Origin of the sequence: Mesorhizobium sangaii (genome assembly GCF_014207355.1) — a bacterium.
Classification (GTDB): Bacteria; Pseudomonadota; Alphaproteobacteria; order Rhizobiales; family Rhizobiaceae; genus Mesorhizobium; species Mesorhizobium sangaii.
On record NZ_JACHEF010000004.1, the window covers coordinates 498,835 to 518,034 of the forward strand.

At 57.8% G+C, this 19,200-nt stretch carries 17 protein-coding genes and 5 pseudogenes; 12 read left to right on the forward strand and 10 right to left on the reverse strand.

What is annotated here, in order from left to right; genetic code table 11:
• The first annotated feature begins 123 nt into the window (after window positions 1-123).
• Window positions 124-306, forward strand: coding sequence for a hypothetical protein (locus HNQ71_RS22555; RefSeq protein WP_184874814.1), 183 nt, complete (start codon window positions 124-126; stop codon window positions 304-306).
• Window positions 307-1,505: 1,199 nt separating this feature from the next.
• Window positions 1,506-1,709 carry a hypothetical protein gene (locus HNQ71_RS22565; RefSeq protein ID WP_184874815.1) on the forward strand — a complete coding sequence of 68 codons (204 nt, stop codon included), beginning with the start codon at window positions 1,506-1,508 and terminating at the stop codon, window positions 1,707-1,709.
• An 80-nt stretch (window positions 1,710-1,789) separates the two neighbouring features.
• Here the strand turns inward: HNQ71_RS22565 and HNQ71_RS22570 are convergent, their stop codons facing one another.
• Window positions 1,790-2,230, reverse strand: a complete 441-nt coding sequence (locus HNQ71_RS22570; protein WP_184874816.1) for a nuclear transport factor 2 family protein — start codon at window positions 2,228-2,230, stop codon at window positions 1,790-1,792.
• 1,002 nt (window positions 2,231-3,232) lie between these two features.
• Here HNQ71_RS22570 and HNQ71_RS22575 point away from each other — a divergent pair.
• A complete protein-coding gene (locus HNQ71_RS22575; RefSeq protein WP_184874817.1) occupies window positions 3,233-3,565 on the forward strand; it encodes a GYD domain-containing protein in 333 nt (110 codons plus the stop codon).
• Between the two features lie 452 nt (window positions 3,566-4,017).
• Here the strand turns inward: HNQ71_RS22575 and HNQ71_RS22580 are convergent, their stop codons facing one another.
• The 6 genes and pseudogenes from HNQ71_RS22580 to HNQ71_RS36070 all read right to left on the reverse strand — a co-directional run bounded on the left by HNQ71_RS22580 (window position 4,018) and on the right by HNQ71_RS36070 (window position 7,726).
• Window positions 4,018-4,266 carry a hypothetical protein gene (locus tag HNQ71_RS22580; RefSeq protein WP_184874818.1) on the reverse strand — a complete coding sequence of 83 codons (249 nt, stop codon included), beginning with the start codon at window positions 4,264-4,266 and terminating at the stop codon, window positions 4,018-4,020.
• A gap of 155 nt (window positions 4,267-4,421) precedes the next feature.
• The gene (locus HNQ71_RS22585; RefSeq protein ID WP_184874819.1) at window positions 4,422-4,829 is read right to left on the reverse strand and encodes an SMP-30/gluconolactonase/LRE family protein; all 408 of its coding nucleotides are present in this window, start codon (window positions 4,827-4,829) and stop codon (window positions 4,422-4,424) included.
• Window positions 4,830-6,305: 1,476 nt separating this feature from the next.
• On the reverse strand, window positions 6,306-6,452 hold the full coding sequence (locus HNQ71_RS22590) for a DUF768 domain-containing protein (RefSeq protein WP_184874820.1): 147 nt from the start codon (window positions 6,450-6,452) through the stop codon (window positions 6,306-6,308).
• A complete protein-coding gene (locus tag HNQ71_RS22595; RefSeq protein WP_246461812.1) occupies window positions 6,449-6,727 on the reverse strand; it encodes a hypothetical protein in 279 nt (92 codons plus the stop codon). The genes HNQ71_RS22590 and HNQ71_RS22595 overlap by 4 nt, the downstream gene beginning before the upstream one ends.
• A 33-nt stretch (window positions 6,728-6,760) precedes the next feature.
• Window positions 6,761-6,841: pseudogene (locus HNQ71_RS35860) on the reverse strand (DUF982 domain-containing protein); the annotation flags it as partial.
• 498 nt (window positions 6,842-7,339) lie between these two features.
• Window positions 7,340-7,726, reverse strand: coding sequence for an ATP-dependent DNA ligase (locus HNQ71_RS36070; protein WP_484502681.1), 387 nt, complete (start codon window positions 7,724-7,726; stop codon window positions 7,340-7,342).
• Window positions 7,727-9,297: 1,571 nt separating this feature from the next.
• Between HNQ71_RS36070 and HNQ71_RS22605 the strand changes: the two genes are divergently transcribed.
• The gene (locus HNQ71_RS22605) at window positions 9,298-11,106 is read left to right on the forward strand and encodes a PAS domain S-box protein (protein WP_184874822.1); all 1,809 of its coding nucleotides are present in this window, start codon (window positions 9,298-9,300) and stop codon (window positions 11,104-11,106) included.
• A gap of 986 nt (window positions 11,107-12,092) precedes the next feature.
• Here the strand turns inward: HNQ71_RS22605 and HNQ71_RS22610 are convergent.
• Window positions 12,093-12,362 carry a DUF768 domain-containing protein gene (locus tag HNQ71_RS22610; protein ID WP_425492254.1) on the reverse strand — a complete coding sequence of 90 codons (270 nt, stop codon included), beginning with the start codon at window positions 12,360-12,362 and terminating at the stop codon, window positions 12,093-12,095.
• Window positions 12,363-12,890: 528 nt separating this feature from the next.
• Between HNQ71_RS22610 and HNQ71_RS22615 the strand changes: the two genes are divergently transcribed.
• From HNQ71_RS22615 to HNQ71_RS22625, 3 genes and pseudogenes are all read left to right on the forward strand, one after another.
• Window positions 12,891-13,142, forward strand: coding sequence for a CsbD family protein (locus tag HNQ71_RS22615; protein ID WP_425492257.1), 252 nt, complete (start codon window positions 12,891-12,893; stop codon window positions 13,140-13,142).
• 97 nt (window positions 13,143-13,239) lie between these two features.
• Window positions 13,240-14,209: pseudogene (locus tag HNQ71_RS22620) on the forward strand (YihY/virulence factor BrkB family protein).
• A gap of 12 nt (window positions 14,210-14,221) precedes the next feature.
• Window positions 14,222-14,317: pseudogene (locus HNQ71_RS22625) on the forward strand (IS481 family transposase); the annotation flags it as partial.
• Window positions 14,318-14,642: 325 nt separating this feature from the next.
• Here HNQ71_RS22625 and HNQ71_RS35865 read toward each other — a convergent pair.
• Window positions 14,643-14,873, reverse strand: coding sequence for a DUF982 domain-containing protein (locus tag HNQ71_RS35865; RefSeq protein WP_184874823.1), 231 nt, complete (start codon window positions 14,871-14,873; stop codon window positions 14,643-14,645).
• Between the two features lie 176 nt (window positions 14,874-15,049).
• On the opposite strand from HNQ71_RS35865, the gene HNQ71_RS22635 reads away from it, so the two are divergent.
• Window positions 15,050-15,454: a host attachment family protein gene (locus HNQ71_RS22635; RefSeq protein ID WP_184874824.1), complete on the forward strand. Its 405-nt coding sequence runs from the start codon at window positions 15,050-15,052 to the stop codon at window positions 15,452-15,454.
• A 77-nt stretch (window positions 15,455-15,531) separates the two neighbouring features.
• Window positions 15,532-16,035, forward strand: coding sequence for a hypothetical protein (locus HNQ71_RS22640; protein WP_184874825.1), 504 nt, complete (start codon window positions 15,532-15,534; stop codon window positions 16,033-16,035).
• A 69-nt stretch (window positions 16,036-16,104) separates the two neighbouring features.
• Here the strand turns inward: HNQ71_RS22640 and HNQ71_RS22645 are convergent, their stop codons facing one another.
• The gene (locus tag HNQ71_RS22645) at window positions 16,105-16,407 is read right to left on the reverse strand and encodes a hypothetical protein (RefSeq protein WP_184874826.1); all 303 of its coding nucleotides are present in this window, start codon (window positions 16,405-16,407) and stop codon (window positions 16,105-16,107) included.
• A 179-nt stretch (window positions 16,408-16,586) separates the two neighbouring features.
• Between HNQ71_RS22645 and HNQ71_RS22650 the strand changes: the two genes are divergently transcribed.
• The 3 genes and pseudogenes from HNQ71_RS22650 (at window position 16,587) to HNQ71_RS22660 (ending at window position 18,940) form a co-directional block, all read left to right on the forward strand.
• Window positions 16,587-16,802, forward strand: a complete 216-nt coding sequence (locus HNQ71_RS22650; RefSeq protein ID WP_184874887.1) for a hypothetical protein — start codon at window positions 16,587-16,589, stop codon at window positions 16,800-16,802.
• 197 nt (window positions 16,803-16,999) lie between these two features.
• A pseudogene (locus HNQ71_RS22655) lies at window positions 17,000-17,425 on the forward strand (transposase family protein); the annotation flags it as partial.
• 409 nt (window positions 17,426-17,834) lie between these two features.
• Window positions 17,835-18,940 (forward strand): annotated as a pseudogene (locus HNQ71_RS22660) (AI-2E family transporter).
• The last annotated feature ends 260 nt before the right edge of the window (window positions 18,941-19,200 follow it).

Below are 19,200 nucleotides of genomic sequence, written 5' to 3' on the forward strand. Positions count from 1 at the left end.
CAAACCTAAAGACCATCTGGCGGCGGCTATTGCTGCCCTTCACGCTGCCGTCAAAGGGCTGGATGCACCCGTTGAATTGCTAGCCGGCAAGATCAAAGCGCCTATAGAGGGAGCGCCGCAGCAGTGGCCTACACGGTGATCTGGTACGGGAAAAGGGGCATCGCGGAGATGACGCCCTTCGATACCGAGAAAGCCGCAAGAGATCACGCGCTGGCGACCTTTGCAGATCGAAAGTCCGGTATCGTAGCTGTGGAAGTTCGCAAAGAGGATGGCACGGTTGTATTCAGCAAGGCAGGGGGCAGCTAAAATCTCAGCGCTTCGGCGTGATCTGCCATCGCCAGCGCTTTGGCCTTGTCCTTGGTGGTCAGCACGGTCCGCCAATGCGGCTTCTCGAAGACGCTGACGATTCAGGTCGTGGTCTCTGGCTTGTAGGTCATAAGATCCTAGAAATCCCGGAACACCAGCGGTGACGTGCGGTCGACCGACTCCGTCCCCGCGTCCACGGCTTCTGATGATTGCCTGAATATCAAGCGAACGACTAGTCCGACGTACCCAACCTGCAGGATGACTAGGGCAAGGATTGTCCAGCCCAGCGCCGTCCAGATGGATCCAGTTTCGAGGTAAGCCCAGATTGCGACCGTGGTCGCCTTGCAGACATTCCCACCAGAAATTGCGGAAAATATATAGTTGCCCAGCACCCAACATTTTTGGTTAGGCGGCTTTCAAATCAGCCATAAAGACCCGCCGCTCCATTTGCGAAGCGGCGGGGCCCCCGATTACCCCCCGATTTGCCGTGGTGTTGTTTGACCCGGCATTGCTGACAGTGTAATTGCGGTGCCAACCCTATTGAGCCATTACGGGACACCTTTGCGATTGGCGCAAGATGATATTGCCGATAAATATTTAACTGCGGCTAATGCACCACCCTAGGTCGGAAGGGACCAAGTGGAGAGGTTTTTGGCAGGCCCGTTGGCCGCGATGCTGGTAGCGTCGGCAGGAGAATGCTGGTCCGAGGAAGGCCTACCTTACAAGCGAATCTCCGAAGAAACTGTGAGAGTTGTCAGCACCCAGATGTATTCCGACATTCTGAGGCGAGCTTGCTTGCAAGGTCGACGGTATCCGAGAAGCCAAATTGAGAGCGGTTTCAAAAGGCACTTCCAGGAAATGAGACTGATGTTGGTGGAGGACGGGTACACCATCGTGCCCAATGTGACCGATAACAGCTCATCGTGGTCTCTCTCTGAGATGGAATTTGACGCCAAACGACGGCTTGATCTGTCGCCCCAATTCGGCTGTTTTCAAGCATACTGGCTCGATAACAATCCGGATTGGTAGCAGCTACAAGGCTGCAGAAGGAGCGCCCCGCCAAGCACGCGTTTCTGCCTGGCGGCGCCCTTGCGTGGGCGAAGCTTGCGCGCCGGCCATGCTTTCGCCACCCGGCCGAAGTCTAATTGACATCGTCCGACCCATCGCGGCTTCCGAGCGGGAGGAAGAAGGAATTTCCCATGGCTTCGACTGCAGCGTTGATCTGGTATCTGGTAATCGCTGGTCCGCAGGGTGGGATGGTCGCGTTGCCTAGCACATTCGATAAGCGCGAACAGTGCATCGCCGCCATCACCGAATATCAGAAGCAGCCGGCGCCCACGGGCTGGTCGATGCAATGCATACCGAGCGCGTCACCGTTCACCGAAAATGGGGCGGCGGAGTAAGTTCCGGCTACGAGAGGAGCGGCCGAAGCGCCATCGGGTCTCGGCTTCAGCAAGTTCGATCGCCTGGCCAGACTGCGCGGTTAGCTTGCGGCGGCCAGTGCTGCCTTGATCTGCGGTCCGACCTTGTCTCCTACCCCGTTGCCTAGGGCCATTACGCCCTTGGCCGGCCGCGCGATCAGGTCGATATCCAGGATCTCGCCGTTGCTGTTGAAACGGATGAGGTGAACGCCCTTCATTTGGATATCGCCGACATGCGAGGAGAATTCGAGCATGGCGCTGCTACCACCCACCATCTGGCGCTTATATCTGAAGTCCTCGAAAATCCCTGCCGCCGTTCGGACCAAAAGGCACACCAAATCATGGCCCGGATAGGGGTGCCATTCGACGGGCGAATGGTAGACCGCCTCGGCGGCAATGATCGAGTCCAGGTCACCAAAGTCACCGCTTGCGATCATGGCGAGCCAGGTCGCCAGATTTGCCTGCGCCGCTGGACCGAGCGGTGTCATCGTTTCGTTGGGCATGGCAGTCATCCTTTCGCTGAGGAGAAATTCCTCTTTTGCAGCATAGGACGAACGGAACCGACGCATCCCGACACAGACGACAAACTAACCCATCCGTAAGAGATGGCCACGAAGGGCCGCCGCCCCAGCGGTTCGGCTACACATCAGAACTGGCAGCAACGATAGCCTCAATCTGTTGGGCATGTTCCGTAACGATTTTCAGCAGAGTTTTGGCCGTTTCACTGGGGGTCCACCCCTGCGCTTCTGAGGCGGCCACCAAGGCTGCGAAGGCGGCTTCCAAGGCGACCTCGCAGTTGACCTCCCTATCTGGGCTATCCTCTGGTAAGATTGGTGGTTCAACCGTCTGGGACATGCACAGAAAGTTGCTCGCCGACGAAAGGTTCCAGTGGATCGAACGTCGGCTTCCAAGTCGCGGTTGCTCTTCGCCTGGATGCCCTCGTAGTCTGGAACGACGGTGAAGAACACCGGCCGTCGATCGCGGCGGCCAGCGGCAGGAAACGCCTGACAAGGCCGGCAACTTTTAGGCTTTCTCCATTAGTTAGCTAGCGCTAATATGCTGACCTTTTCGCGGTCGAGAGGGTCGCCTGCATGTCAGATCGATCTGCTTTAGCACCTGCTACAACCGAACCAGCCACGATGCCGGTCCCCATATCCCTTGGCGTCGCCCCTGAAGCGCTCTGGGTAGATGCATTCCAAACCGATGAGGATGTCCGCCAGTATTGGCGAGGTTATGCCATTGGGGGCGCGGTATGCGCCGTTTTTCTGATCATTGAGCTTCTGGCAATTCACTTACTGCTCTGAGCGCTAGCAGCGCTGCTCGATGGCACTACCCAGCCGTAGGGGAATGGCCACCCGCGGCTGCGCGACACTGTGTCTTTCCGGAGGAACACGTTGGCGAACGGCCTCTGCAGCGCAGCCGGATTTCGCCCGAGAAGGCTGGATGTGCTATTGAATATTCGGCAGATCGTCCGATCTGCCCGAAGATCGAGGGAGGATAGTCATATGCCAACGTTCATAGTCACAGGCTCCTATTCAGCCACGGCAGCGAGGGGAATGATTGACAATCCATCGGACCGAGAAAAGGCAGCCCGTGCCATCTTTGAAGCTGCAGGCGGGAAACTGCATTCTTTCTACGTCACGACGGGCGAAACTGACTGGATGGCAATTACGGAATTCGACGACGGTGCTAACATGATCCCCGCACTTCTCGTCGTCGGCGCATCGGGAGCGGTATCGAATGTCAAAACCGTGCGAGCATACACAGGCGCGGAATTCAAGGCGGCCCAAGAGAAGGCGGCCAAAATCGCTTCTTCCTACAAATCCCCGGCAAAATAAGCAGACCACTGGTTGAAACATCTCTGGCAGCGGAAGTTCGATCCGCTGCCAGAACCGGTCGTTCCGGCTATATTCACCAGCCAGCGGAACCGACCCAGCTCCGCTGGTCAGGCCCCGGCACTTCTGGCCCTAGCAGCCTCACCAGCGCGCGTTTTGGCTGGGCGCTGTAGGACAGCGCCGAAGCGCCTCGCGCGTCCTTGTGGCCGCATGCCACCGCGCAACCTCGGCATAAGTTTCCCATCCGGCCGGAAATGAAAAAAGCCCGCTGCCTGTCCTCAAAAGAGGGGTAACGGGCTGAGTGTTATGGAGGGCAATTAAGCCTACCCTAATATTAGATCGGGAAGGCGCGCTTGTCGTTAAGCGATTGCCCGTCGACTACGGTTGTGGACTACCTGTGGATAACTCATACTCGGAGCCCTCTTGCAGCCCGCCAAGGCTGCGGCAGAGCAGCGCTAGCGCCTTTTCGGCTGACGATGTAGGTGGTCACCGGGCGCGGGCTCTACCGGGAAGTAGGGGCTGGTCGGCTGCGTGTTGCCGACATCACGTTTCAAACCCTGCGCAGCTTTAATCACAGCCTTGCGGCTGTTACCGTGTTTTAGGATCAACTCCCAAGCCAGGTCGGAAGTCAAACCGTTCTCCGAGGCGAAATATTCGACCTGGTGGTCGTGAATAGCATCCTGCCTGCGCTTATCGCCGGCCATTTTAGCCTCCGCGCGCCAGTTCGGCAGCCTGATGCTACCGTGGGGGAATGGCCGGTGCAGGGGCTTGGGTGAAGCGAGCCGCACCGGCCATTGCGGGTCGGTCTTTTGGGATCGTCCCCCGCATTGCCCAATGCTAAATGCATATTAGCAATAGCTCAACTAAGACTGAAGTCCCTAAGCCCCCGATCGAACGTCGGCTTCCAGTCGCGGTTGCGCCGCTGCCGATCGCCTTCGTAGTCAGGAATGCAGGTGAAGAACGCCGGCCGGCGATCGCGGCCCGCAGCCTTGCAATGGCGCAGGCAACGTCTCTGCGGCCCGCCAAGGTCCGGTCGTGCCGCCGTTCTGGCAGACATGAGCAGGCCATCCGATCCGAGAACGCAGGCATTGGGCGCTCCCGCAACATAAGCGAACTGGCGAGCAGTTCCGTCATGATCTATGGCCGTCAGCTGGCTGCGATAGCTTTCGACGATGACAACGCGCCCGTCAGGGAGCACCGTCGGGCCCTCTGGCCAGCCGAGGCCGGTAGCGACAACCTCGACCGCCAGCTTTTCAACCTCGTTCATCGTGCGATCTCCACACCAGCAGCCTATCAAGATTTGTCGGGTACAATCCAGCCTGGCGATCTGGCGGTCAGCCGGACCCGGCGACTCGAAAGACAGTTCCCCGGACGTGCGGCTTGATGAGGCCCCACAAGCCCACCCCTACTCCCGCCGCCGACAAAGCCGGGAGGGGGCCGGGGGCTACCAGCGCCAATAAAGCGGGGTCTCGCCGGCAGGACGGGATTATACGCACACGGTCGAAGTGGAGAAGGTTGGTTCCCAGTGCCCTTCCCTCTACCACTTCAAACCCACTATCGTACGTAGCGGCGGCGCTACGGCGGCCGCCCACTCTGCTGGGCTTTTCAGAATACCGTGCTTCGGGAAATGGGGCCCCGCCAATAAGGGCGGCAAGCTTGCCCTTGACCTCGATTTCGAAGCCCTCATGCGCCCGTTTGGGGTGCACGGTGACACTGTGAACTAGTCCCCGAAGGTTCTGGATCAGCGGACCACGGTCGTCAGCCGCAGCTGCATGGTCGGCCAAAGCCTTTGAAAGAGCGTCTGACAAATGGGTACGTGTACCGGAGCTGACCGACCAAGCGCCTCGTCGGCATCGCCCTGTGTCTTCGAGTTCAGATATCGTCGGCACTAACCTCTTGTTAACTAAACCACTTTCGACCGCTCTTGAAAAGTCAATGTCGGCTGTCATATTCCCATTTATGGCGGGTAAGGACGGCCAACGGCTTTCACTTTTCGACCTCGACGCTCTACGCGAGGCCTTCCTGCGGTCTGTCCGCGAACATAACGTCAAAGATGCCGATTGGGGCGAGCACGCTAGGCAGTTCATTGAACAGTTAGCCGACCGCAAGCGCGACGAAAACACTAGAGGCTAACGGCATGCCAGCCCGTCGTCGCCCGTCACCTAAATCATCGTGATCGAGACATACGACAACAGGTAAATGATCGCTATGATCGCCGTGATGATTATGACCCACAAGCCTAAAGTGCTCATGCTCCCTCGGTCTTATGCTTCTGGGACTGTCTCCCCCGCGCTGCCTAAGTTATAGGCACATTAGCGAAGGCTCAACTAAGACTGAAGTCCCAACTACGCGCTATCAGCCTGATCCCGATCCCTCTTCAAGGGTCCAACCCTGTAGCCCGCGCTTTCGGCAAAGAAAGCGCTGGCCGTGCGTATCCCGATCTTCGGCAGGGGAGCGGGTGAGCAGCGCCTGCCGGAAGCGAGAAACTTTTAGAGATGGCTAATGTTCCGTCAATCTGGCGGTTCATCGCTTCGCCTGAAGGTCGGGTTCCGATCGCGGTTGCGCTTCGCATTGATTCCTTCGTAATCAGGAACCACAGTGAAAAACACCGGCCGGCGGTCGCGGCCTGCAGCCTTGCAATCGGAGCAGCCGAAGAGCCCGGCAAGACCTATTCGGTCAACCCAGCTTCGAAATGCACAATCCAATCGAACAGTGTGCGGTAAAGGCTATCCACCTAACCTCTTCATCGACTCCTCACGCTTGATCCCGCCTTGGCATCGGAAACCAGCTTGTGGGTGAGCTCGGAAATCGAAACCACGTCCACTTTTGCCGTCTCCGGAACATTGTTCTGGATCCACCGATGCAGGAAGTTGATGCCGCGTGTGCTCATCGACGCCGCTCACTCAAAATTCTGGCCTCTCGCAACAGTGAAGCGCGGTCGGTGCCAATCATATTGATCAGATCACGAGCCTGCGATTCCGAGATGCCGGTTTCCCGCGCAAGGAAACGGACGAGAAAGTCCTCTTGCTCCTCCCGATCCCCACGATCCCGTCGTTTGACGTCAGCGATGTAGGATGATTTGGGCTGCTCGACCGAGTGGGGCGGTGGAGCGTCGTCCCGCATCTGACCGTCTTTCGTGTTCAGGCCAGCCTCCTTGGCGGCCATCAAAAAAGCCCGCCGAGCATTTTCGACGTCCTCGGCAGTAGTCAGGCGACCAGTGCAAGCCCGGAGTGCCGTTCGGTAGCTTGCCCCGTGCGGTTCGGGCCAGCGTTCCATCATGAATATGGCGCTTCGGACACGCTCCTCAAGGTGCGAAATTCGCCAACCGTTTTCGTCTCAACGAAAATTGGAACTCTAAAAAATGGATCGCGCATCCCAACCACCCCGTTGCATCCGAGCGAACGGCGGAAGGCGACATTTGTTCCGAGTATTAGGCCTCTTCCCGGAAATCCTGTAGCGAGGCGTGCCGCAGATCTTCCTCGCCGCTCAGATGCTTCACGCGCCCAATCAGCCCCGGCTTGACCCATTGCGTCGCCTTCCGCTTCATACCCTTGGGCGGCGGTCCGGCATGCTCCTGGACGCGCTTCCACAGTCGGTCGCGAATGGCGCCGCGCGCGTTGATAGGCCGAGCCGATATATTTGCCCGTTGCTCGATCTGCCATCAGGGCAAAGGCCGGCTTGCCCACCTCACGCTCTACGCCGAGAATTTCATATTCCTGAACGGTGTAGCTCTTGATCTTCAGCCAGCTGGTCGAGCGGCCGCTGCGGTATTTGCTGTCACGCCCGCTTTGAAACCACGCCCTCGATGCCCGCCTTGTCGATCAGCTCAAAAATCGCTTTGGCATCGCCCGGCAACGCTTGGCTGAACTGGATCGGGCTGTCGGGCTCAATGATGCCTTCCAGAATCTCCCGCCTGTCCTCCAGGTCCATGTCACGCAGATCGTGGCCGTTCAGGTGCAGGAGGTCGAAAGCGACGAAATAGAGGTCTTGCTCGCGCCGCGTGATGGCTTTGCGCAAAGCGGCGAAGTCGGACAGACCCGCCTCATTGAGGACCACGATTTCGCCATCCATGATAGCGTTTTCCACCCCGAGCCTTTTCGCCGCGCCGACCAGGCTGCGATATTTCGACGTCCAGTTATGGCCGTTGCGGGTGAAGATGCGCACATCATGGTCGATGATAATGCGACCTGTAGCCGTCGAACTTCACCTCGTGAGTCCACTCGTCGCCTTCGGGGAGGCTGCTCCACCAATGTCGGCAACAGGGGATCGAGGAACTTCAAACGCATGCACTGAACTCACACCAAGCGAAATAAGATTGAGCTAAAATGGTTCCGGAATTGGAAATCTTGGCATTGCTGCAACAAAGGCATCTGCTGCACGTTGCGCATGACGACGAAGCAGGGAGACCCCTGCCAAGCCTGGAATTTAGGAGCGCGCAATAGTGCCGACATATCATGTTGAGGAAATGCACGCGGACACCGTCACAGCGACCCACATCGTCAATGCGACGACACCGTTGAGGGCAGCTCGGGAAGCCACCGAGCGAGACGTCACGTTGCGCGTCAACGAACCTTTATGGATCCAGGGTAACTGACGAAAAGCGCGGTCACATATTTGAATACAGTTTCAGCCTTTAGAACCTCAGAGAGGTTTCGATGACAAAACCATCAGACCTTGGCCCTCCAATCATCGGCAAGCGGCACGGCCAACCGATCACGGACGAGCGAGACCATTTCTACAACTGCCCGAGTTGCGGTCAAAAGGTTGACATGCGCGATTTGCGGCAAGTCATGTGGCACGAAGAGCCGGGGCACAAGCCGCTAGGCCCAAGGCTGATGGCTCCTGACATTAGCAGTTCGGCTGTCAGTCCAGCGTGGAAGGCGAACGGCCCTGTCAGCGCTCGATCTTAGCGCCATGCTCTGCCTCTATCTCCACTTCAGCCACCTGCTTATTGAACGCGGCTGCCTGCTCCGTAGTATCGAAAGGCCGCGCCGTCACTGTTCCATCTTCCGCGAGAATGACGGCCAGGACTGGGAGGCCCAACGCTGGCGGACGGACTGTACACGGCGTACATGGGGCGATAGGTCTTCATCGACAGGAAACTCCCGATGACAGGCGCGGTTCCGTGAAACAAAAAGCCCGCCACCTTTCGGTAGCGGGCCAGCTTGGCGAATCACTGGGGGACAGTGCTCCAGCGAACGTCTTCGGGGCGACAATGTTCCAATCACCTGGAAAAAAGGCCCGCCTGTGGCGGCCGGCAAGATCTGGAGTTTGTTGGGGTTAACCGGGGGCTGCACCACCCGACGGAACGCTTGCGTTGCAAACGCGTTATTCCGCGCCAATGGGAGAGAGTAAAGTCGCCAACGTAGTTGCACACGCAGCCTGGCGCCCTTGGCTTTTGCGCTATGCCTGGCGTCAGTAGTCGTCCGGCCGCGACCGGGCCAGCTTTCCATTACTCCGAAACTTGGCAGCTCGACGCTCTCATTACCGGGTTTGCATCTGCCGTGGTGGTTCTGTCTATCGTGCTGCTACGCATCAACTGACTCGCAAATCCGCGACTCAATCAGCCTTAGCTAAATGGTTCCGAACTGTAACGCGGGCGGACGATGCGGCCGCCGTGCAAATGGCCCCGCCTAGCTGCAGCCGATGCGGGGCGGCCGAGGAGCGCGCGGCTGTTGGGAACGAAATTGCAATGAACCACGTTTGGGTCGGTTAAGCCGCGATCGGGGACTCGGATGAGTGAAGTAACCTTCAAGAGCTCGGAACTGTTCGGTGAGGATAGTTCGGAATTCGATTATCAGGATTTTTTCGAGAATGGCGACGTCGCGCTGCATCTGGTAAGCGCGGATGGTGTCATTCTGCACGCAAACAAGGCTGAACTGGACCTGCTCGGGTATAGTGCGGAAAACTATGTCGGCCGCCACATTGCCGAATTCTATCCCGACCGAGACGTGATCGACGACATTCTGGTACGGCTAACCCGTGGTGAGAAGATCACGCGATATCCGGCCCGATTGAGAGCCTATAACGGCTCGATCAAGCATGTCGAAATTACGTCGAGCGGCCATTTCCAGGACGGCAAGCTTACCAATACCAGATGCTTTACGGTCGACGTTACCGACCTTGAGCGGACACGCACGGAGTTGAGGCAGCAGGGCAGCACGTATCATCAGATTGTCGATAGCCTTCCGATCGCCATTTATACGACCGATCAGCACGGGACGATCACCTACTATAACCGCGCAGCCGCCGAGCTTGCAGGTAGGGAGCCTGAGATCGGGAAGGATAAATGGTACGCGACGTTCAAGCTGTTCACGGCCGACGGCAAGGCGTTGCCGCTTGACGAATGCCCGATGGGAATCGCACTCAAGGAAAACCGGCCAGTTCGCAACCAGGAAGCCATAGGGCGCCGTCCCGACGGATCCTTTTTTCCATTCCTGCCCCACCCCACACCGCTGCGGGATGAGCACGGCAATCTGGTTGGTGCCGTGAATATGCTGCTAGACCTGACGGACCGCCAGCGAGCCGAAGAGGCAAGGCAGCATCTATCAGCAATTGTGGAATCCTCGTTCGACGCAATTGTCAGCAAGGATCTGAACACCATCATCAAAAGCTGGAACCACGCCGCCGAAAGGCTGTTCGGCTACACCGCCGAGGAAGCGATTGGCAAGTCGGTGACCATGCTGATCCCGGATGATCACCAGGACGAGGAACCCCGCATTCTCGAACGCATTCGCCGTGGCGAGCGGGTCGAAACGCTTGAAACGATCCGTCAGCGCAAGGATGGCAGTCGCGTTCCGGTCTCGCTGACTATATCGCCCGTGCGCAACGCAACGGGGCAGATCATCGGCGCATCAAAGATTGCTCGCGACATCACTTCGGCGAAGGAGAACCAGCACCGCATCCAGATGCTGATGCGCGAGGTCAACCATCGCGTCAAGAACCAGTATTCTGTCATCCTGTCGATGATACGCGAGACCAACAAACGGTCTGAGACGCCTGACCAGTTTGAACGCCAGGTGCGCGAACGCATTATGGCTCTGTCGCGATCCCACGACTTGCTTGTCTCGGCCGACTGGAAGGGAGCCACCATCAATGAGGTCCTAGTAGCCCAGGCCTCGCCTTTCCCACGGGGGGAGATCATCGCCTTATCCGGCCCATCCGTTGTCCTCAGCCCCAATGCAGTGCAGTATCTAGGGATAGCCTTCCACGAACTCGCGACCAACTCGGCCAAGTACGGCGTGCTGTCAGGCGATGACGGCGGGATCTCGGTTACATGGAACATCACTGGTTCCGGTGCTTTAAGGCTGTTTCACCTCACCTGGGCCGAAACAGATGGTCCGCAAATTCAGACTATCGGACATGGCGGGTTTGGAACCGTGGTGCTGAAGCGGGTTGCGCCCACGGCGGTTGGTGGGCATGGAAATCTCGAATACGGCGCGCATGGGGTTACCTGGAGCCTGGAAGCGCCGCTGGCTGCCGTGGAAGCCTCCGTTGCCAATGGAAGCGTAGAAAAGCGCGGGCCGCACAGAATGGGCTTGTGACGCGGGTAGACGACGGTCAGAAGATGACAGTCAGGATTGGAGACCTCATTAACGTTGACAAGGCGTCTGTTTCGATGAAGGTATAGGCTCGATAGGGACAACCCGTTCGAGGCGCGCGTCTCTCATTCGTGCGTCGCCGGCGTCAATTCAAGGTCGCCCCGGCGAGAAGCCGCCAGGCGCTTGATCGCCACAAGGCCTACGTCACTGCGCAGCGCTTTTCCGGTGGCGCCTGCTCGCGTGCTGGTCGACGGCGAAGCCTTTGGGTCGACGACTTGCGACTGAGTCAGCCGCACGGCGGCGCGCTTGCAATTTGCCTGATAGAAGCCATTACGCGGAACTTGCGCGGTGAGGGTCCGAAAGCGATGGCCCGCGCCACCTCGGGGGAAGCACGGGCCGACCAAGATTTCGGTCTTTGGTCAGCGACCGCCCGCTGAAGAGCCGGCCGCCGCTGTTTAAACCTCCCAAAGGGGCACGAAGTTCCGTTGACAAAAAGCCCGCCACGGAGGACGCCGTGACGGGCCTTTGTTTGTGCGCTCGATTGAGGGGACGACCGAGCACATGAACTAACCTACACCGGCGCAAAACGTTCCAACAAAAAAGCCCGCCACCTCTCGGCAGCGGGCAAGGCTAGGAAGTGTGCTGGGTCAACCAGCAAAGGGTCAAAGAGTTGGTTGCGCAGGCTAGGGTTAGATCTGAATGTGGTTAAGTCGCCGCCACCAAAGGACAGCCAAAAGCGGCGGCGATTTAGGCGCACGACGCAGAGGCTGCTGTCCAGCACTTTTGGTATCGGCCTGCGCAAACACAATCCGTGGCGTCCGCAAGGATGCTGCCATGCTTGAGAGCGGTTTTCATCGAGGAAGCTCGTGGCAATCGCTTCCGACGCGTCACAGCGCGCGGGTGTGAATAGAAAGCCCGCCGCCATTAGGAGCGCTGGCGACGGGCCTTTGTCCTCACTCTGAGCGGCTACACGAAGCGACCGCTCGGGCTCATAACGCGTCTTTTGTCCCACGGTTCCATACCATTTTAACGACTGGCCAAGTCATTCCGGACCGCCGGGCTCGTGGTGCGCAATCAAGTATCGTCCGGTAGAGGCTGTCGACTTCCTCATCGATCTCGATTCGTTTGATCCCGGTCACGCTGGCGTCGATCAAAGGCTGGTTGGTCAACTCGTCGATCGAAATGACATCAGCCTTCGTCGTCTCCAAAACGTCGTTCGCGATCCATTGATCGAGGAAGTTGGCTCCGCGTGTGCTCATTGAGGCTTAAGCTCCGATCTGTGGCTTAGGTTTCCGATCAGAAGATTTCGATGATTCTCCCTTGCCGGCTTCTTGGCTGCGGCTGGACCCTTGTATTTCGTTGCCTTCGACCTCTTGCACCTCAACGGCCACGCCTTTGGCCGCCGCATGGATTTGCTTGTAACGGCCGCAGGGACATCGTCGCGGCCAAGGCAGTCAGCGCCTTCGGAGTCGCTTCGGGAGGCCACTACAACAAGTCGATGTAATCGATCTGTCGGAACGGAGAAAACCATTAGGGACATTCGATTTCCCGAGCCAGTGAGACTGCGCCTGGAGACCGCAAGGGAGCGCATCGTTGCCTTGCGTTCCCTCGCGAGATCGTCCTGCATATCGGAGAATTTCTCAACGATCTCTCCTACCAGAAGCGAGGATTATGAAGGGGCAGCATTGAGACGGGGCATTGGGCTGCTGCAGCCGTACGGTTTTGGCTCCCGCCGAATCACTCGCGGCATGGGGGCTGTGGAACTTCGTCGTTGGCGGCAGCGTTTGATGGTGTTGTTCAATCCACAAGGAGCACGCATCACCATGGGTAGCACGAGCGATAAAGCAGCTGGCCTCGCTAATCAGGCAGCCGGAAATGTGAAGCAGGGCGTTGGTAAGGCCGTCGGCAACGATAGGATGAGGGCCGAGGGCGCAGCTCAGGAAGCGAAGGGGAAGGTCCAGACGGCGGTTGGCGACGCTAAGGCCGCTGTAAAGGATGCGACGAACAAAACCGTTGCAGCGATCAACAAGAAGCTGTGATTGTAGGGAATGGGCCGGTGTCCATATTTCGCCGGCCCGCCCCTCTGGTTGACCAGATGTCGAACTTCGCCGTCTGACGCGATGTGAACTGTTCGAAATGCCAGCAAAAACACCGAAGTACGAAGAAAGCAAATCCCTGATTGACCGGGAGGCGGAACGCCACGCGGCAAATTCCTCCAAGGCTCGCTCAACGACTGCAGGTGAGGCCGGGCAAGAGCGAGGCAGGGAGGCCGAATGGCCATCTCAGATTTCTGCTCTAGGGTGGAAGGATATCGCTTGGCGCGTGTGGGAGGAATTCAACAAGGATCGCGTGCTGCTCGTGGCCGCTGGTGCCACTTTCTACCTGCTGCTTGCTCTGTTTCCAGCTTTAGCGGCCTTCATGTCTTTATACGGGTTTGTAGCCGATCCAGTAACCGTAGCCGATCACGTTTCCTATCTCGCCGGCTTGCTTCCTTCGACCGGCCTCGATCTCATTCGTGAGCAACTGCAAGCGCTGGCACAACAGAACACCAGCGCCCTTGGCGTAGGATTTTTCGTCGGCCTGTCTATTGCATTGTGGAGCGCCAACAGCGGTATCAAAGCGCTTTTCGACGCCATGAACATCGCCTACGCGGAGACTGAAAAACGCGGCTTTCTCAGACTGAATATCATGTCGGTCGGGTTCACCATTGGTGCTTTGATGATCGGCATCGTTTTGCTCCTGGCCGTCGGTGTGGTTCCCGCCGTCTTGTCGTACTTGTATCTCGACAAATGGACAGAAATGCTCTTCGTTTTAGGGCGGTGGCCGATCCTCATGTTAGCCGTAATCACCGGAATATCGCTCATTTACCGGTTCGGCCCAAGCCGGGCTGCATTTCGCCAATTACAATGTGACCTACGGATCGTTAGGTGCAGTCGTCGGCTTAATGATGTGGACCTGGATTTCGGTCGTCATTCTCATTGTCGGCGCCGCGATCAACGCTGAAATGGAACATCAGACATCACGCGATTCAACCATCGGGCCGCCATTGCCGATGGGCCAGAGAGGGGCGGTGGTTGCCGATACGCTTGGCACGGTCGCTGAGTGAGGACCGATCCGCATCGACGACGCTTCCCGCATCGCCTTCTCGCAGATCCTGCCTGACGAGAAACAGGAGAGCGCCATCGCCTTCCCCAAGGCGGCGGTCGCCTACTACGCCAAGCCTCGGCGTCACTTAGCCGATTGCAGGACGAGGTTAGCTGCTCACGTACTTGATACATTTGAATCGTGACGTTATGGAAGCGGAGTCTCGGTACCGGTTCGCCTGCGGCTTTTGCGGCCAGCACTTTGCTGGGCATGTTGATAGGATAGCAGGTACAACACCGTCGGCAGCGACTTCTTTGTTAACGCCAGAAGCAATCAACTCATCTTCTTGCTCTTCCCTGTCCACGATCCCGCCTTTTCTCATCGGCGATGTAGGACGACTTGGGCTGCTCTACCGAACGGAGCGATGGAGCGTCTCCATCGTGACGCCTGCCCGTTCAGGCCAGCCTCCTTCGCAGCTGCCAAAATGCGCGTCGTGCATTTTCAACGTCGTCGGCGGTAGACAGTGAGCCAGTGCAGGCCTGGAGCGCGTCTCGGAATCTTTCCCCGTGCTCTTCAGGCCACGTCTCCATCATGAAGATGGCAGCCTCGGCTGCACTAGACAGCGTACGAGCATCGCCATTTGGCAACTCAACTGTCATCGGAACCCTGAAAAAAGCATCGTGCATCGCGTCACCTCAGCCGCACAACTTCAGCGAACGGCGTGCGACGACATTCGTTCCAGCGACAGTGAAAAGCTCCGACCCGAGGCATCCAATGGCTACTTGAGACGTTGAGGCTCACGTCAGCACGCTATCTATCGAATTAGGTGGCCGACGATTGGCGCAATTTCGGAGACTCGCAAATGGATATTCCTAAAGGCGCTACCGTTGCAGTTGCTGACGGTGAGAGGCTCAACTTGTTTCGCAACACAGGAGACGAAGCAAATCCACCACTCACGGCTTCCGCGGGCGATGACGTTACCAACGACAATAGGGGGTCTGGCGCCCGTCATCAGAGCAGCTCCGCCAATCCAGACAACAGTCAAATCGAGGAAGACAGTTTCGCAACCGGAACTGCCGACCTGCTCAACCGCCAGGTTCTCGGCGGACAAATCGAAAATCTGATCATCATCGCCGCTCCTCGAACCCTTGGGGAGCTGCGTAAGCATTATCATCAGAAACTAACGGCCGTGCTTGTTGGCGAAATCGCCAAGGATCTCACGGGCCATTCGGCCCAGGAGATAGAGAAGGCAGTTGGCGCCGCCTAGACGGGCGGACTTCTGTGTACCCATATCTGCAACCTGTTGCGCCAGCTTGCGCTGGCGCCTCACTGAAGGATTTAATCATGACAAAAACCCTTGGGCTACTGGCCGCGGCAATGCTTTGCATCGCAGGGCCCGCGCACGCCGCTGACGGCGCCTTTCTGAAATCATTCGCCGGAAGCTGGGTTGGCAAGGGCACGGTTAAAGTCGACGCTGATGCCAAGCCCATCAAAATCAATTGCAAATTTGCGTCTGACGCTACTGAGAGCTCGTTGTCACTGGATGGCAAATGTACAGGTTACGTGGTCTTCTCGCGAGCGATCGGCGCCGACGTCAAGACCAATGGCACAACATACACGGGCAAATACACTGGATCGAGCACTGGCCCCGCCGGCCTCAGCGGCAATCGCTCAGGCAACGCCCTGGTCCTTGGGATTCACTGGGCAAAAGAAGTCAATGGTGACCGGGCGGCCCAGCTGAGACTGGAAAAGGTTGGAGACAATGGCATGCGTCTGACGACGATCGACAAGGACCCTGCGACCGGCAAGAACATTGTGATCAGCCGGATTGATCTCAGCCGCTCCTAACGTGTTTGGCCAAGATCCGGCGCCACGCTGTGGGAAGACGGACTGACCCTGTCTGCCCACAGCGCCGACTTACGTGAGCTCGTAATAAAAATCGCAAATGAGATCCGCGAGTTTGATGGCTTCAAAATCAGTCATGTGCGCGGCTGTCTCGACTGCCACGGCCTCCATATCGTCCTGATCGACCGCCAAAAGATCCAGTATTTTGGCAAACTTGAACTTGAGTTCCCGGTCACCATCGAATTCATCGATAGTGACGTGCAAAATGTTGACATTGGCGTCGATCAAGCGCGTTTGGATGCTGTCGGAAGAGGCCGCTAGCGTGCGAATTGCAGCGAAGAAGTGCTCTCGCGCATTGGCATATTTTTCGTCCATTTTTATACCTTTATAGGTCAAACGCCGCGCCTTGGACGTGAGGCACGAACCGTGACATACGCTTTTGGCATAACCGGAGTCAACGTTGGTGCCCGCGGGAGTGCCGGTGTCTCTGAAAACTGGACGGTGTGCAAGCAGGCTGATAAATACCACTGACTAAGGGGGAGGTTCCAGCATCGATGGACACCAAAAGGCTTGACCATAAACTGGATTGCAAAGCCTGCGGGAGGATACTGATGCACATCCCGGACAACGCGGAAGAACACACGGCCATTCATTGCAGCCAGTGTGGGGCGTACCTCGGGGAATGGGGTGAACTTCAGGATGATTTTAAAAAGCAAGCCGGAGGCACGCAGGCCTTCGACCTGGACCACGGCAACATCGTAAAGAAGTAGCCCTTTAGAAAGCGTTGGATCGTTATTTTCGGACTCGCGCGTGCCGCTTGTCTGCCTGCACATCCTCACGGGGCCCTTTAGCTGTGGTTGACCCATTCTCTGGGCAGAAGCGCTTTTTGCCCTGGGGCTAGTATGCCGTAGATGTTGATCCCAGGCTTTGATGGGGCATCCTTGTTGTTCGAATCAAAGGATGCGCTATGGGCCAAGTCCTTCATGGGAGCGCCACGACGACAGAGGCGATCCGTCGAGCGATACAACATAGTCAAGAGAGCTTGAGGACGCCGGCCAAACGCTACGGGATCAACAAGAAGATAGTCGCGAAGTGGAAGACGCGGACTTCGGTCGCCGATATGCCGACTGGCCCGAGGAGCCGCGCTTGACGGTGCGCTCCGTCGAGGAAGAGGCGATCATCGTCGCCTTCCGTCGCTACACGCTGCTGCCACTGGACGACTGTCTCGACGCGCTGCAGCCTACGATCCCGCATTTGACCCGATCTTCATTGCATCTGCCTGCAGCGCTACGGCATCGGCCGGCTGCCGGATGTCGAGGGTGACAAGCCCGTAAGGAAGAAGTTCAAGAGCTATCCGATCGGCTATTTCCACATCGACGTCGCCGAGGTGCGGATCGACCCGCCACCCGCCGACTGCACCAGCACCGCCGGGCTGAGGAAGCGGCGGGCAGCGACAACACCGTCGCATCGCCTCTCCAGTGGCCCAGCTTCTTAGCGAGTGGACGACGTTGATGCGGCAGGGTACGGTCGATATTTTCACCGCGCACCACCGGCACCTGGACGACGCCCTCTGATAGCACCAGCCAGACATCGGCCTTGCCGCCCTGCGGCGAGCCGGGGCGAATGTTGTTTCCCTCCTTGAGCTGGTGGTCCCTTGGTGTGGCCGCTACTCGAAATCAAATGTTCGATCTCGCCAGATCCGGCGCCGACGTCCTCGATGCACGCGAACTCCCTGCGGTCTGCTTACGTGCCGCAGCAAAGCGAGTAGGATGGCGACCGTTCAAGCGCGTCGGAGGATCCCTATGAAAATCGAATCCGCGGGGACGGCCGCAGAAGATTCAGCCACCGCAAATTTGCGTGCCGATACGCGTTTGATCCGGTCTCTGGTAATAGGAATATTCCTTTTCATGGTGGTCTACGCCCTGTTTTTTGCGCAGGACTTCTTCGTGCCGGTTATCCTGGCGTTCCTGCTTGCGCTCACGTTGAGGCCAGTCGTCCGCTTCCTGAAAAAGCATGGCGTGCAGGAAGCTGTGTCGGCGACGATACTGGTTCTATTGTTACTCGGCGCTGTTGCCAGCGCGGGCTATCTCCTTAGCGACCCGATCGTCCAGTTGATCAGCAATGCGCCTTCGATTGGCCAAAAGCTCAGCGAACGGCTTTCCGGCCTGAAACATCCCTTTGAACGGTTCCTCGAGATTTCGCATCAGGTTGAGAGCGCGACCGATGCAACGCGGGGACCGGACGTCCAGAAAGTTGCGGTCGCTCCGTCTGGCCTTGTCTCGCAGGCTGCGGGTAGCCTTCTATCGGCGGGCACCAGGATCACGATCATCTTCGTGCTATCGCTGTTCATTCTCGCCTCCGGAACCATGTTCTACGAAAAGATCATCCAGTCATTTCCAAAGCTCAGCGATAAGAAACGAGCGCTTCAGGTCGCCTATGATGTGGAGCGCGAGATCTCGCGCTACCTTTTCACGGTTGCGGTCATCAACATCGGATTGGGGTCCGTTATCGCTCTCGGCCTCTGGGCGCTTGGCATGCCCAGTCCCTTGCTCTGGGGCGCAGCCGCAGCCCTTCTGAATTTCCTGCCGTACATTGGTGCCTTGGTCACCATCGTTCTGGTTGCAGTCATAGGGCTGATCAGCTTTGACACTCTATCCTACGCGCTGTTAGCCCCGGCCTTCGTACTTCTTTGCGACGTGCTGGAAGGCCAATTTCGCCATCGCGTTCTGGTCGTGGCTGTGGGGGTTTGTTGGTGCGATCATGGCAGTGCCCTTGCTCGTCGTAATCAAGGTCTTCTGCGATCACTTCGAGGTCTCTGCACCACGTAGCAAATTTTCTGGCTGCTCAGGATGACGTGGTGCCAGATAACGAGAGCGACGAACAAACAAAAGACGGGGTAGGCCTTTGAAGGTCGATCCGTCTCATCAAATCAGAGCTGTTGTTGATTGCCGCCGCTGCTTTACTGGCCGCATCCTTTACTGTAGATTTGGCGTCGCCAACCGCCTTCTCGACCTTGCCCTTCGCTTCCTGTGCAGCGCCCTCGGCGCGAAACCGATCGTTGCCGACTGCCTTGCCGAGCCCCTGCTAGGCGTCTCCCATCGCCTGCCACTCCTGATCGGCGTCCATTAAACAGTCGTGCAGTGCTCAGCCGCTCCAGGAAAGCCTCGC

Coding starts and splice junctions, on each gene's coding strand:
- HNQ71_RS22565 (WP_184874815.1), top strand. CDS start 1,506: ATGGCTTCGACTGCAGCGTTGATCTGGTATCTGGTAATCGCTGGTCCG.
- HNQ71_RS22570 (WP_184874816.1), bottom strand. CDS start 2,230: ATGCCCAACGAAACGATGACACCGCTCGGTCCAGCGGCGCAGGCAAAT.
- HNQ71_RS22575 (WP_184874817.1), top strand. CDS start 3,233: ATGCCAACGTTCATAGTCACAGGCTCCTATTCAGCCACGGCAGCGAGG.
- HNQ71_RS22580 (WP_184874818.1), bottom strand. CDS start 4,266: ATGGCCGGCGATAAGCGCAGGCAGGATGCTATTCACGACCACCAGGTC.
- HNQ71_RS22585 (WP_184874819.1), bottom strand. CDS start 4,829: ATGAACGAGGTTGAAAAGCTGGCGGTCGAGGTTGTCGCTACCGGCCTC.
- HNQ71_RS22590 (WP_184874820.1), bottom strand. CDS start 6,452: ATGAGCACACGCGGCATCAACTTCCTGCATCGGTGGATCCAGAACAAT.
- HNQ71_RS22595 (WP_246461812.1), bottom strand. CDS start 6,727: ATGGCCGCCAAGGAGGCTGGCCTGAACACGAAAGACGGTCAGATGCGG.
- HNQ71_RS22605 (WP_184874822.1), top strand. CDS start 9,298: ATGAGTGAAGTAACCTTCAAGAGCTCGGAACTGTTCGGTGAGGATAGT.
- HNQ71_RS22610 (WP_425492254.1), bottom strand. CDS start 12,362: ATGAGCACACGCGGAGCCAACTTCCTCGATCAATGGATCGCGAACGAC.
- HNQ71_RS22615 (WP_425492257.1), top strand. CDS start 12,891: ATGGTGTTGTTCAATCCACAAGGAGCACGCATCACCATGGGTAGCACG.
- HNQ71_RS35865 (WP_184874823.1), bottom strand. CDS start 14,873: ATGCACGATGCTTTTTTCAGGGTTCCGATGACAGTTGAGTTGCCAAAT.
- HNQ71_RS22635 (WP_184874824.1), top strand. CDS start 15,050: ATGGATATTCCTAAAGGCGCTACCGTTGCAGTTGCTGACGGTGAGAGG.
- HNQ71_RS22640 (WP_184874825.1), top strand. CDS start 15,532: ATGACAAAAACCCTTGGGCTACTGGCCGCGGCAATGCTTTGCATCGCA.
- HNQ71_RS22645 (WP_184874826.1), bottom strand. CDS start 16,407: ATGGACGAAAAATATGCCAATGCGCGAGAGCACTTCTTCGCTGCAATT.
- HNQ71_RS22650 (WP_184874887.1), top strand. CDS start 16,587: ATGGACACCAAAAGGCTTGACCATAAACTGGATTGCAAAGCCTGCGGG.